Origin of the sequence: Streptomyces sp. NPDC058295 (genome assembly GCF_042880655.1) — a bacterium.
GTDB lineage: Bacteria > Actinomycetota > Actinomycetes > Streptomycetales > Streptomycetaceae > Streptomyces > Streptomyces coriariae.
Window position 1 is genome coordinate 1 of record NZ_JBHVYO010000032.1, and the last position, 12,536, is coordinate 12,536.

Here is a 12,536-nt window from a genome sequence, read left to right on the forward strand (position 1 = left end):
GGACTACCGGGCCGCGCAGCAGCTGCTGGCCGGCACGGAGAAGGAGGGCGAGCTGCGCTGGCAGCGCGTGCAGGCCTTCGCGGGCGCGGCCGCGCGGGAGCTCCAGCAGCGGCCGGGCGGCGTCAGCGAGACGCCCGGCGGGCAGTGGCTGCGAGTGTGGCGCACGGAGGCGCCGAAGGACGCGGGCGGCGCGGCGGTGCACGCCGAGTTCCTGGTGCAGCAGGCGTGGCGGACGTCGACGCGGGGCACGGACGACTTCCGGATCATCATGGAGGAGGCGAAGGACGCCTGCGGCCAGGCGGCGCTGCTCTCCCCCGGTGACCCGATCCCGTACATCGTCGAGTTGTCGGTGGCCCGCGGTCTTCAGTACGAGCAGAAAGAGTTCGAGCAGCTCTGGCTGAAGATCCTGGACCGCGCCCCGGCGCACATGGGAGCGCATCTGGCGGCCCTGCACTACTGGTGCGAGAAGTGGCACGGCTCGCGCGAACTGGCGAACGCGTTCACGGAGGCGGCCGCCGCGCGAGCCCCCCAGGGCTCCCTCCTCGCGGCCATGCCGCTGTTCGCGGTCTTCGAGCACCTCCCCGAGGTGAACCTGGTCAGCAGCTTCTACCAGAGCGAGGTCGTGACGAAGGCGATGCACGGCGCGCTGTTCGCGGTGCACGCGGCCCGTCCCGACGACCCGATGCTGGCGCACGTCCGTCACCTGCTGATCTTCTTCCTGGTGCGCGCCGAGCGCTGGTCCGAGGCGATGAACCAGCTCATACACGTGGACGGCCATGTCGGCGCCCTCCCGTGGACCCTCTCCCACGACCCGGCAGGCGAATTCGCGGTCTACCGGGCACTGGCGGTGGCGGGCTACGAGGCGAACGGCGGCAGCCCGGCCACACTGCCGCACTGACCCCGGACCGTCCCGCAGAGGCCGGGCGGACTGCCCGGGAAACGGGCGGTCAGCAAGGCAGCCGGCTGAGGCACGGAGCGGAGACGGGCGGCTGAGGCGGGCAGGCTGAGGCGGGCGGGCTGAGGCGGGCGGGCTGAGGCGGGCAGGCTGAGGCTAAGGGAGCCAGGGCAGGCAGCTGAGGCAGAGGGCCGAGGCAGCAGGGCCGAGGCAGGAGGGCCGAGGCAGGCCGGAATCCGATGGGCCGTGTGCCTGTTGACCCCACGGCCCGCACGGTCCGCACGCACGGACATTCAGCGCCCCCTGGAGACCGCATGTTCCCGCACAGCCACACACCTCAGCTCCTGACGCCCGAGCAGGCTCTGCAAGGCCGTCCGGCTCCGGTGTACTCCGTCCTCGACCGCCACACCGTCCTCGGCAACCGGCTCCTCGGCCCCTACCCCGAGGGCCTCGAGGTCGCCGACTTCGGCCTGGGCTGCTTCTGGGGCGCGGAACGCACGTTCTGGCAGCTGCCGGCAGGTGTGTGGACGACCCTGGTCGGCTACCAGGGCGGCCACACCGAGTACCCCACCTACGAGGAGGTCTGCTCGGGCCTGACCGCCCACACGGAGGTCGTCCGCGTGGTCTTCGACCCGGCGGTGATCTCCTACGAGCGCCTCCTGATGACGTTCTGGGAGTCCCACGACCCGACCCAGGGCTTCCGCCAGGGCAACGACGTCGGCACCCAGTACCGCTCCGCGATCTACACCCACTCCCCGACCCAGGCGACGACCGCCGAGTCCTCCCGCACGTCGTACCAACGGGCCCTCACCACCTCGGGCCACGGCCCGATCACCACGGAGATCCTCCCGGCCGGGAACCGCCCGTTCTACCCGGCCGAGACCTACCACCAGCAGTACCTCGCCAAAAACCCCGGCGGGTACTGCGGGATCGGCGGGACGGGGGTCAAGCTGAGTGACCCGTTGGGGACGAACTGGGGGGCGTCCTGCCCGACGGGTATCGCTCCGGCGCCGGAGGTCACGGACAAGTAGGCGGCACGGTGCCGTCGGCGCTCCCAGTCGCGGCGAACGGCGGTCGAAAATCAGTGGCCGCCCGAACCGGCCGACCCCACGCTGTACGCCATGGAAGCACGGCAACCGCAACACAGGATCCGTGCGGCCCACTCGGAATCCACGATCACCGTCTACCAGGCCTACTCCCCGGAAATCGGCCTGCCCGCCGCCCGCGACGGCCGTTTCCCCGCCGCGTGGAAGCGGGACAGGATGACATGGATCAAGCCGTCTTTCCTGTGGATGATGTACCGCTGCGGCTGGGGCGCCAAGGAAGGGCAGGAGACCGTCCTCGCGGTCGAGATCGCCCGCGACGGTTTCGAGTGGGCGCTGCGCCACGCCTGTCTGTCCAGCTACGTCCGCGGGGTGCACCCCGACCGCGCCGCCTGGCAACGTCAGTTGAAGCGCGCGCCTGCTCGCGTGCAGTGGGACCCGGAGCGGGACCTGCACCTCCGGCCCCTGCCGTACCGGTCACTCCAACTCGGCCTCTCCGGTGAGGCCGCACGACGCTATGCGGACGAGTGGACGGTCGCCATCCGCGACGTGACCCCGCTCGCCCGCGAGATCCACACCCTCGTCAGCAGCGGTGACTTGGACTCCGCCACCCGGCTGCTGCCCCAGGAACGCCCTTATCCCGCTGGAGACGGACCTCTTGCCCACCTACTGGGATGACGGGCCGGTCCACCCGACGGTTGATCGCTGCCGACCGGTCACATGGCAGCACAGGCTCGTCGGAACCGGTGTGTCCTGCCCCGATCGGCGTGGCGAGAGCCGATGGGTGAGCGGGTGGCGAGAGCCGATGGGTGAGCGCCCGACGCCTGACTCGTCAGCCGAGGGGACGCGCTTCGAGGCCGGCCCGCCAAGAAAGGGGGACGCCTCGCCACTCGGCGTCTCTCGTGTGCCGGGGGTCCACACACGGTGAGCAGCGATTCCGGTATGACTTGCATACCCATAGGGTGCATCCGTGACTGCCACGTTGAGTTCCACGAAAGCCCGCGCCGCGCTCCGCACGACGGCGCGTGCCTCCGCCGAGCTGCTGCTCATATTCCTGATGCTCGCGGTGACTTTGTGGATCCTGGGCCGGATGTGGTCGGTCGTCTGGCCGCTTGTGGTCGGCCTGCTTCTGACCACGCTGACCTGGCCGCCGACCCGTTTCCTGCGTCGTCGCGGGTGGAAGCCCGCCCTCGCCGCATCGGTCGTGACGGTGCTGTTCCTCCTGATCGCCATCGGCGTCGTGGCGCTGATCGCGGTACCGGTGGCGTCCCAGTCCGGCGAGCTGACCGACGGCGTGGTCGACGGCGTTCAGAAGTTGCGCGAGTGGGCCGCCGGGCCGCCGTTGAACATCGGTGACGCGCAGATCAACAAGGCGTTCGACACTGCGGTCTCCCGCGCGCAGGACGGCCTCGGCAGCATGGTCGGCACTGTCGTCACGGGAGTGAGCACCGTGGTGAACGGCCTGGTCACTGCTGTTCTTGCTCTCTTCCTGATGTTCTTCTTCCTCAAGGACGGCCCGCGGTTCCTGCCGTGGCTCGCCCGTCAGCTGCCCGGCCGGCTCGCCACCGACGTCCCGACGGTGGCCTCGCGTGGCTGGGACACCCTGGGAGCGTTCGTGCGTTCCCAGGCGGCCGTCGGACTGCTCGACGCCGTCCTGATCGGCCTGGGCCTGTGGATCGTGGGGGTGCCGCTGGTGCTCCCGCTGGCGGTGCTGACCTTCGTCTCCGCGTTCGTGCCGATCATCGGCGCCCTGTTCGCCGGTCTCGTCGCGGTTCTCATCGCGCTGGTCTCCAACGGCCTGACGGACGCGCTGATCGTGCTGGCCATCATCGTCGTGGTGCAGCAGCTCGAGGGCAACGTGTTCCAGCCCATGATCCAAAGTCGTGGGCTCGGCCTCCACGCGGCCGTGATTCTGCTGGCGGTGACGTTGGGCGGCAGTCTGGCCGGCATCGTGGGCAGTCTGCTCGCGGTACCGATCGCCGCGCTGATCGCGGTGGTCTGGAACTACGGGCGCGAGCAACTCCGAGAGCCGTCCCCGTTGGACACCGACACGCCGGACACCGGCGCCGCCGTCCCGTCCTAGGGGTGCGTATCCACGCCGTGAGGGTCTCCTGCCCGACCGGGGTGAACTGCGGGTCGAAAATCAGTGGCTTGACCTCAGTCCCGGTGGGCCCGTGCTGCCATGTGACCCCTGGGCGCTGCCGGCCCGGCCCCCTGTTCGGATTGCTGGTCAGGGCCGCAGGTGGGCGAGCAGTTCGTCGCCGGCGGGGTATCGCTGTTCCTGGGGAAGCAGTCGTGTCGCGGAGTCCAGATCGCCGCGATTGACGAGTGTGCGGATTTCTCGGGCGAGTGGAGTCACGTCGCTGATGGACACGGTCCACTCGTCGGCGTAGCGCGACGATGCCTCGCCCGAGAGTCCGAGTTGCAGCGCGCGGTGCGGCAGGGGACGCAAGTTCAGGTCGCGTTCGGGGTCCCACTGGACACGGGCCGGTGCGCGCTTGAGTTCACGCTGCCAGGTGTCGCGATCGGGATGCAGGCCGCGAGCGTAGCTCGACAGGCAGGCGTGGCGCAGCGCCCAGTCGAAGCCGCCGCGAGCGATCTCGACGGCAAGAACGGTCTCCTGCCCGGCGCTCGTGCCCCAGTTGGAGCGGTACATCATCCACAGGAAGCTGGGTTTGATGCATGTCAAGCAGGGTTCGCAGTCCTTTCCCGACGGTACTGCGCCACTCACATCGCCCCTCAGCCCCAAAACCCGTACCGCCTCATGATCTGACGATCTACCCTGCTGCCTAATGCCTTGAGCTGGCGCGGAGGGCTCGGGCGAACCTTCTGAGCCGGCGGCAATCTGCACGCTCATACAGTCGAACGGGTGGGGAAGACAGTGGTTCGCCAATCACGGGTCGGCATTTCTATTGCCATGCTCATGACCTTCTTGTCGCTCGCCGCATGCGAGTCAGGGCAGGGCTCCCGAACAAACACAACATCAGAAGAGACCAAGACGGCCGGCGCAAAGGACAAGCCGTTGGGCAAGGCGGACCTGGAGCGGGTGGCGATCACGAACACGGATCTCGACGGCTACGACGTCGAACAGGTCCTGGCTGCTCCCTCGGCGTCTCACAGAACGGCGGATCCTGACGAATGCGCGCCCGTCGTTCAGGCAACGGGGGGAAGCAGCGGCTTCACAGCCACCGCGCGCATCGGCCGGATGATGTCCCCGAAGGAGCACGGCCCCGGAACATCCATGATCCTTTCGTCGCACGGCGCCGGAGATGCCGCGCGGGTGATCGACGCACTCCGCACGGCCGCCAAGCGGTGCAAGACCTTCTTGGACATCGGGGTCGGCTTCCGGTACGACGAGGTCGCACTCCAGGCCGACCCCGGCTACGGCGATGAATCCGTGTCCCTACGGCTCACACAGCTCGCGGCGTTCAGCGAGGACGACGAGCCCATCCGAGTTCCCTATGCGGTGGTGGCCGTACGGCAAGGGGCGACGGTCGCCATGTTCTACGCTTCCAACCGCCCCGGAGGGGCAGGGGGCACGGGGCCGGCTGTCGTACCGGACGAGATCATCAGGACACAGCTGGACAAGCTCGTCAAGCGGGCGGCTACCAAGTGATCGCGGTCGCGTACGCCTGGGCGGGGTCAGGGTCGACAGCCTGCCGGTCCCGGCGTCCCGACTCGCCGATCCCAGGAGACGCCTTCGGCTGATAGGAGAACACGGGACCCCTCGAGGTCGACAGCGATGATCCGCACCGGTATGTCCTGGTCCTCGCGGACAATCTTCGCAAGGTCCGCGACCGGCTCGGTGACAGGAACAAGCCCTTCCACACAGTCGGCGACGCGTACGAAGAATCCGATCGGCGCGATCTTTGTGACACGTCCGGTGACGACATCGCCGACCCGCTCGACGAACTGGGGGAGCAGGTCCTCGTGTTCAGCCCACTCGCGGAGCACGATGCCCACCTGGTGGTTGTGCTCGGCGTGCCAGACGACTTCCCCGGTGACACGCCGCCCCACGGTCGGCAGCTCCATACACCTGGGCATCCTGTCGACTCTGGCCAGGCCAACGGCTTCGGGGCGGCCGTCAAGGGAGAGGAAGACGCCGAAGGGCTGTCTCCCGATGACCTCACCGGCGACCGGGGTGCCGACGGGCAGGGAGCGAACCGTCTCGGTCCAGGCCGCGGCGGCATCGGCTGCCTGACACCTGCCGTCTCCAGAAGGCCAGGAGTACTCGCTCATACACCGATCATGGCACGCGACAGCTGCACCGGTCAGGACTGCGCTCGCCCGCGGACACGGCACGCGCCCCTTGCAGGGAGGCCTCCCATCGGCCGCCCGCTCTCACGCCCGCTCCCCCTCCCCTCCCCGCCTCCGGCCTCCCGCCTCTCGGTCATCCGCGCGCCCGCCTACCTGACGGTGAAGTCGGATGCCTCGGTGTTCAGGGTCGTGGTGCCGTTCTGTGCGGTGGCCAGGACCGCGATGTGCCACGGACCGCGCGGGGACGACTCGGCGTCGGAAGCGGTGACCTCGGTCGTGTAGGTGCAGCGCACGGTCTCCTTGCCGGAGGGCTCGCAGACGGCCGGCTCCGCCGCGGCCATGTCCTTGGTGGTCAGCTGGTTCTCGGCGAAGGACGAGTTCTCCGGCCACGCCAGCACCTTCACGCTCCTGACACCGGAGGACGTCGTGACATCGGTGACGAAGGTCAACGAGCCGTCGCGGTCACCGTCGGGAGCGGTGTAGCGGGCGGTGCTGTCCGCCAGCGCCGGAGGCTGCTCCCCGGCGTGGGCGAGAGCGAAGGCACCGGCACCGCCGAGGACGACGACACCGGCGGCGACGGACAGAGCGATACGACGACGGGACATGGGATTCTCCGTAACTGAGTCAGCTGGATCGGGCCGGCGCGCCGGACCCCCGCGCCGCTGCACCGATGCTCGCCGCTCGGGGACGCGCCGGGCATGGGCGCGCGTACTCAACTCGGCCTGAGTAAGCCCACCGGACGGTGAGGTAGGTGTTCGCTCCGGCCGGTTCCGATCGCGGATGCCGTGGACGGTGTCGGTCGGGTCCTCCGCCGCCCGGTGGGCGCGGCGGCCGAGGACCCGGCGGGCCCCGGTCAAACCCGGCCCGGAACCGGTCAGGCCTGGCCGGGCTACGCGCCTCTGAAACGGGTGTCTGCTCCCGTGGCTGCGCTTCGCGGGCCTCCTCGTGTACGCCACCGAGACCTCCCTCGGCACAGCGCCCAGCCCGTCTTCCAGCGGGTTCGGGTGCGTGAAACAGTCCCGGTCGCGGCCCTTCCCGCGTTGTGCGAGCCTGGGATCATGATCCGGGAACTGAGCTGGTCCCCATGATTCCGGTCGCCGTGTCTCCTGTGCGCATCGAGGCGTTTCTCGATCCTCGGTTGTCCAGATGGATGTGGCTGGTGAAGTGGTTCCTCGCCATCCCGCACTACATCGTGCTGTTCTTCCTCTGGATCGCGTTCTCCTTCGTGACCGTCGTCGCGTTCTTCGCGATCCTGTTCACGGCCCGATATCCCCGGGCGCTCTTCGACTTCAACGTCGGAGTGATGCGCTGGAACTGGCGTGTCGCCTACTACGCCCACGCCGCGCTCGGTACCGACCGGTACCCGCCGTTCACCCTCGCCGAGGTGCCCGACTACCCGGCGCATTTCGACGTCGTCTATCCCGCGCGTCTGTCGCGCGGTCTGGTGCTGGTGAAGTGGTGGCTGCTGGCCATCCCGCAGTACATCGTCGTGGGGATGTTCGTCGGCGACTGGGGCTGGGGCTGGGGAGGGACGGACGGTTGGCACGGGGGCGGGCTCGTCTTCTACCTCTCGTTCGTCGCCGTGATCATCCTGGCCTTCACCGGCCGTTACCCGGTGCACCTGTTCGACTTCCTGATCGGCCTGGCCCGCTGGGTCGCGCGGGTGGGCGCCTACGCTGCGCTGATGACCGACGCGTATCCGCCGTTCCGGCTGGACATGGGCGCACAGGCGTCCCCGCCCGCAGAGGCCGGGGCCCCGGTGGGCGGGCCCGGACGGTAGCGCCCGCCGGCGCCGGAATTCGGTTGCCTCCGGCCGTCCCGTGGGGGCTCAATGGCGGGCATGGCTGACATCCAGGGCTCGTACGACGATCTGTTCACCGCCGTACCCAGCGCGCTGGCCGCGCTGCTGGACGGCGGGGACGTCGGCGGCTCGGTGGCCGTCTTCGTGGACGGCGAGCCGGTGGTGGACGTCTGGGGCGGGTTCGCCGACGCGGCGCGCGATGTCCCCTGGCAGCAGGACACGATCGTCAACGTCTGGTCCGTCACGAAGACGATGACGGCGCTGTGCGCGCTGGTCCTGGCCGACCGGGGCGAGCTCGATCCGGACGCGCCGGTGGCCCGGTACTGGCCGGAGTTCGCGGCGGCGGGCAAGGAGACGGTGCTGGTACGGCACCTGCTCTCGCACACCGCCGGACTGCCCGACTGGGACGGCCCGGTGGCGGACATCTACGACTGGTCGGCCGCGACGGCACGACTGGCCGCGCAGGCTCCACAGTGGGAGCCGGGCACCGCGGCCGGGTACCACTCGCTCACCCAGGGGTTCCTCGTGGGCGAGGTCGTGCGCCGGATCACCGGCCGGAGCCCGGGTGAGTTCTTCGCCGACGAGATCGCCGGACCGCTGGGCGCGGACTTCCGGATGGGGCTGCCGGCCGAGCACGATCACCGGGTGGCACTCGCGGTCCCGCCGCCGTTCCAGGACGAGGACTACACGGCGGGCGCGGCCCGCAGCGACGTGGCCCGGACCGTGACGGCCACCCCGACCGCGATCCGGCTCCGCGACGGCAACAGCGTGGCCTGGCGGCGGGCGCAGATCCCGGCGGCGAGCGGTTTCGGCAACGCCCGCTCGGTCGCCCTCGTCCAGTCGGCGATGGCCTGCGGGGGCTCCGTGCGTGGGGTGCGGCTGCTGTCCCGGGCGGGCTGTGACCGGGCCTGGGAGGAGCAGTTCAGCGGCGAGGACCGCGTCCTGGGCATGCCGATCAGCTGGGGTCTGGGCTACGGGCGGTTCGGCGGCACCTACGGGTGGGGCGGTTGGGGCGGCTCGACGGTCATGATCGACCCGGAGGCCCGCGCGGTGGTGGCCTACGTGACCAACCAGATGCGCGAACCGGCGGAGGACACCCGGGGGCTGGACATCCTGATGGCCGCCTACGACGGTCTCCAGGGGCTCCGGGCCGGTGGCTGAGGCACGAACCGGCCGAACCCGGCCGCCCCTCGTGAGTTACTGGCCCGAGTCGTCCAAGAGCCATGATCCGTGACCCCTGGGGGGAAGTGCGCGTGAGCAGCGGTACGAAGAGCAGTGGTGGCCGGGTGTTCCTGATCGGCGGCGGGTGGGAGGAGACGGTCGCCGACGTCGTGCACAGGCCGTTCCTGCGCGCGGCCCGCGCCGCGTCGGAGGCGTCGGTGGCGTCGAAGGCGTGGGGATCCGGCGCCGGGTCGGCGCCCCGCGTCCTCTGTGTGATCGTCGACGAGGGCGACGGGGCCGAGCAGTTCGCCCGGTACGACGTCGCGTTGCGGAAGGCCGGGGATTGCACGCCCGTGCCTGTGCTGGTGCCGATCGGAGAGCGGTTCGAGATCGGCGCGGTGACCGAGGACATCGCCGGGGTGTTCGTCTGCGGCGGGCTGACGCCCGCGTATCAGGAGGCGTTCGCCGAGTCCTCCGGCCCGCTGTCCGCCCTGCTCCGCGAGCGCGGACTGCCGTACGCCGGGTTCTCCGCGGGAGCCGCGATGGCCGCGCGGGACGCGGTGGTCGGCGGGTGGCTGGTGGACGGGGTCGCCGTGTGTCCGCCGGACACCGCGGAGGATCTCGAGGAGCTCGATGTCCGGCCCGGGCTGGGGCTCGTGCCGTTCGGGGTGGACAACCATGCCGCGCAGTGGGGGACGCTGGGGCGGCTGGCGGCCGTCGTGGCGGCCGGACGGCTGGCGCACGGGGTGGCCATCGACGAGAACACACTGGTGGAGGTCGGGGGCGAGGGCAGCGACGCCCGCGCGCGGGTGGCCGGGCGCGGCCGGGCCCATTCCGTGCGTCCCGCTCCGGGCGGCGGAGTCCTCGTCCGGTCCTACGGCGACGGCGAGTCGTTCCCCGTGTCCTGAACCCGGGAAGGCCCCCGGCGCGACGCGCCGGGGGCCCACTCACGGTCGGAAGGCCGCGAGGCCTGTACGCCGTCGACGGGGACCGTCACGAGGTCGACGGGGACTGTCACGAGTCCGCGAGCGCCGTCACGAGTCCGCGGGGACCGCCACGAGGTCCGCGAGCGCCATCACGAGATCCGCGAAGGCCCTCAGATCGTCGACGTGTCGATCACGAACCGGTAGCGGACGTCGCTGGCGAGCACCCGCTCGTACGCCTCGTTGATCTGGTCGGCGCTGATCAGCTCGATCTCGGCGCCGAAGCCGTGCTCGGCGCAGAAGTCCAGCATCTCCTGGGTCTCCTGGATGCCGCCGATGCCGGAGCCGGCGAGGGTCTTGCGGCCGCCGATCACCGAGAACAGGTTGAGGGCGACGGGCTCCTCGGGCGCGCCGACGTTCACGAAGGCGCCGTCCGTCTTCAGCAGGGACAGGTAGGCGTCCAGGTTCAGCGGGGCGGAGACCGTGGAGAGGATGAGGTCGAAGGTGCCCCGCAGCTCCTCGAAGGTCTTCTCGTCGCTGGTGGCGTAGTAGTGGGCGGCGCCCAGCTTCAGGCCGTCCTCCTTCTTGCGCAGCGACTGGGACAGGACGGTCACCTCGGCGCCGAGGGCGTGCGCGATCTTGACGCCCATGTGGCCGAGGCCGCCCATGCCGAGGATCGCGACCTTCTTGCCGGGGCCGGCGTTCCAGTGCTTCAGCGGGGAGTACGTGGTGATGCCGGCGCAGAGCAGCGGCGCGGCGACGTCGAGCGAGAGGCCGTCGGGGATGCGGACGACGTAGTTCTCGTCCACGACGATCTTCTGCGCGTAGCCGCCGTAGGTGGGCTCGCCGTCCTTGCCGACGGCGTTGTACGTACCGACGCTGCCGCCGGTGCAGTACTGCTCCAGGCCGGCCTTGCAGTTGTCGCACTCACGGCAGGAGTCGACGAGGCAGCCGACACCCACGCGGTCGCCGACGGCGAACCGGGTGACACCGGGGCCCACCTCGGAGACGACGCCCGCGATCTCGTGACCGGGCACCATCGGGAAGATCGCCTCGCCCCAGCCCTCCCGGGCCTGATGGATGTCCGAGTGACAGATTCCGGCGAACTCGATGTCGATCAGGACGTCGAACTCGCGCACCGCGCGGCGTTCGATCGTCGTGCGCTCCAGCGGAGCCTTGGCGGAGGGTGCGGCGTACGCGGCAACGGTGGTCATGCCCGGGATCTCCTAGCGGGGGGGTTCGTGTTCCGGCCTGCCTTCCGGCCGGGTACGACGTTCAGCCTGCCCCATCGCGCAACATTCACCCAGGTCACGCCTCTGCGTACGTCTGCTGTGCCTACCACTGGCGGGGTCAGGCTCGTGTGCGTACGACCGGGAATACTGGACGGCATGGACGAACACCCCGAACCTCCCGGCGCCCCCCTGGACCGGCGTGCCGAGCTCAGCGAGTTCCTGCGCACCCGGCGCGCCAGGCTGAAGCCGGAGGACGTGGGCCTGCCGGACTTCGGGCGGCACCGCAGGGTGCCGGGGCTGCGGCGCGAGGAGCTGGCGCAGCTGGCCGGGGTCTCGGTGGCGTACTACACGCGCCTGGAGCAGGGCAACGGGCGGAACGTGTCGGCGGAGGTGCTGGACTCCATCGCCAGGGCGCTGCGGCTCTCCGACGCCGAGCACGCGCATCTCACCCACCTGGCGAAGCCGAAGCACAAGAAGAAGCAGGCCGCGCCGTCGCAGCAGGTGCGGGGCCCGCTGCGGCAGCTGCTGGACACGATGGACTCGGTGCCGGCGTACCTCATCGGTCGGCGCACCGAGATCCTGGGCTGGAACCGGATGGCGGCGGCCGTCTTCGGCGACTGGGCGGAGCTGCCGGCGGCGGAGCGCAACTGGGCCCGGCTGGTCTTCCTGCGCCCCGACTACCGGGACCTCTTCGTGGACTGGGAGCAGAAGGCGATCGACATCGTCTGCGCCCTGCGCATGGACGCGGGCTGCTATCCGGACGACCCGCGGCTCTCCGCGCTGGTGGGCCAGCTGTCGGTGAAGAGCGAGGACTTCCGGCGGCTGTGGGCCACCCACGACGTCAAGGAGAAGAGCCACGGCGTGAAGCTGCTGAGGCATCCGCTGGTCGGCGAACTCTCCCTGAACTTCGAAGGGTTCAGGCTGGCGGGCGACGGCGAGCAGACGATGGTGACGTATCACGCGGATCCGGGATCGGCCTCGGCGGAGGCGCTGCGGCTGCTGGCGAGCTGGGGCGTGGACGCGGCGAGGGCGGGGTCTCAGGCGCCGTCCGCCTGAGACCCCGCCCTCGCCGGTGGGGCCCCTCCCTTGGGCCGCCCCCTGGGGGCTGCCGCCCCCAGACCCCCGCTTCGGCCCTGAAGGGGCCTCCTCCTCAACCGCCGGACGGGCTGAGATGCCCCATGCTCGACGAGATGCCCCCGCCCAACAGCCGGACGGGCTGAGGTA

General features: G+C 70.4%; 13 protein-coding genes. 9 read left to right on the forward strand and 4 right to left on the reverse strand.

Annotation, left to right across the window (positions count from 1 at the left end; genetic code table 11):
• From ACFVYS_RS29285 to ACFVYS_RS29300, 4 genes are all read left to right on the forward strand, one after another.
• The coding region (locus ACFVYS_RS29285) for a hypothetical protein (protein ID WP_389506819.1) at positions 1–898 on the forward strand (898 nt) is incomplete at its 5' end.
• Between the two features lie 311 nt (positions 899–1,209).
• On the forward strand, positions 1,210–1,926 hold the full coding sequence (gene msrA / locus ACFVYS_RS29290) for a peptide-methionine (S)-S-oxide reductase MsrA (RefSeq protein ID WP_389506821.1): 717 nt from the start codon (positions 1,210–1,212) through the stop codon (positions 1,924–1,926).
• Between the two features lie 90 nt (positions 1,927–2,016).
• Positions 2,017–2,616, forward strand: a complete 600-nt coding sequence (locus tag ACFVYS_RS29295) for a DUF4291 domain-containing protein (protein ID WP_389506823.1) — start codon at positions 2,017–2,019, stop codon at positions 2,614–2,616.
• A 304-nt stretch (positions 2,617–2,920) separates the two neighbouring features.
• Positions 2,921–4,021, forward strand: coding sequence for an AI-2E family transporter (locus tag ACFVYS_RS29300; RefSeq protein WP_389506977.1), 1,101 nt, complete (start codon positions 2,921–2,923; stop codon positions 4,019–4,021).
• A gap of 147 nt (positions 4,022–4,168) precedes the next feature.
• Here ACFVYS_RS29300 and ACFVYS_RS29305 read toward each other — a convergent pair whose 3' ends face one another.
• Positions 4,169–4,795 carry a DUF4291 domain-containing protein gene (locus ACFVYS_RS29305; protein ID WP_389506825.1) on the reverse strand — a complete coding sequence of 209 codons (627 nt, stop codon included), beginning with the start codon at positions 4,793–4,795 and terminating at the stop codon, positions 4,169–4,171.
• A 12-nt stretch (positions 4,796–4,807) separates the two neighbouring features.
• Between ACFVYS_RS29305 and ACFVYS_RS29310 the strand changes: the two genes are divergently transcribed.
• Complete coding sequence (locus ACFVYS_RS29310; protein WP_389506827.1) at positions 4,808–5,554, forward strand: hypothetical protein; 747 nt, start codon at positions 4,808–4,810, stop codon at positions 5,552–5,554.
• Between the two features lie 26 nt (positions 5,555–5,580).
• Here the strand turns inward: ACFVYS_RS29310 and ACFVYS_RS29315 are convergent, their stop codons facing one another.
• Together ACFVYS_RS29315 and ACFVYS_RS29320 are read right to left on the reverse strand one after the other, a co-directional pair.
• Positions 5,581–6,177 (reverse strand): S1 RNA-binding domain-containing protein, encoded by a 597-nt coding sequence (locus ACFVYS_RS29315; RefSeq protein ID WP_389506829.1) that lies wholly within the window; start codon positions 6,175–6,177, stop codon positions 5,581–5,583.
• A gap of 167 nt (positions 6,178–6,344) precedes the next feature.
• Positions 6,345–6,800: a DUF5707 domain-containing protein gene (locus ACFVYS_RS29320; protein WP_389506831.1), complete on the reverse strand. Its 456-nt coding sequence runs from the start codon at positions 6,798–6,800 to the stop codon at positions 6,345–6,347.
• Between the two features lie 479 nt (positions 6,801–7,279).
• Here ACFVYS_RS29320 and ACFVYS_RS29325 point away from each other — a divergent pair, with 479 nt between their 5' ends.
• The 3 genes from ACFVYS_RS29325 to ACFVYS_RS29335 all read left to right on the forward strand — a co-directional run bounded on the left by ACFVYS_RS29325 (position 7,280) and on the right by ACFVYS_RS29335 (position 10,065).
• The gene (locus ACFVYS_RS29325) at positions 7,280–7,975 is read left to right on the forward strand and encodes a DUF4389 domain-containing protein (RefSeq protein WP_389506833.1); all 696 of its coding nucleotides are present in this window, start codon (positions 7,280–7,282) and stop codon (positions 7,973–7,975) included.
• A gap of 60 nt (positions 7,976–8,035) precedes the next feature.
• Positions 8,036–9,157, forward strand: coding sequence for a serine hydrolase domain-containing protein (locus ACFVYS_RS29330; RefSeq protein WP_389506835.1), 1,122 nt, complete (start codon positions 8,036–8,038; stop codon positions 9,155–9,157).
• Between the two features lie 92 nt (positions 9,158–9,249).
• Positions 9,250–10,065 carry a hypothetical protein gene (locus tag ACFVYS_RS29335; protein ID WP_389506837.1) on the forward strand — a complete coding sequence of 272 codons (816 nt, stop codon included), beginning with the start codon at positions 9,250–9,252 and terminating at the stop codon, positions 10,063–10,065.
• Between the two features lie 188 nt (positions 10,066–10,253).
• On the opposite strand, the gene ACFVYS_RS29340 is transcribed toward ACFVYS_RS29335, so the two are convergent.
• The gene (locus ACFVYS_RS29340; protein ID WP_389506839.1) at positions 10,254–11,294 is read right to left on the reverse strand and encodes an NAD(P)-dependent alcohol dehydrogenase; all 1,041 of its coding nucleotides are present in this window, start codon (positions 11,292–11,294) and stop codon (positions 10,254–10,256) included.
• Positions 11,295–11,468: 174 nt separating this feature from the next.
• Here ACFVYS_RS29340 and ACFVYS_RS29345 point away from each other — a divergent pair, with 174 nt between their 5' ends.
• The gene (locus ACFVYS_RS29345) at positions 11,469–12,368 is read left to right on the forward strand and encodes a helix-turn-helix domain-containing protein (protein WP_389506841.1); all 900 of its coding nucleotides are present in this window, start codon (positions 11,469–11,471) and stop codon (positions 12,366–12,368) included.
• Positions 12,369–12,536 lie beyond the last annotated feature (168 nt).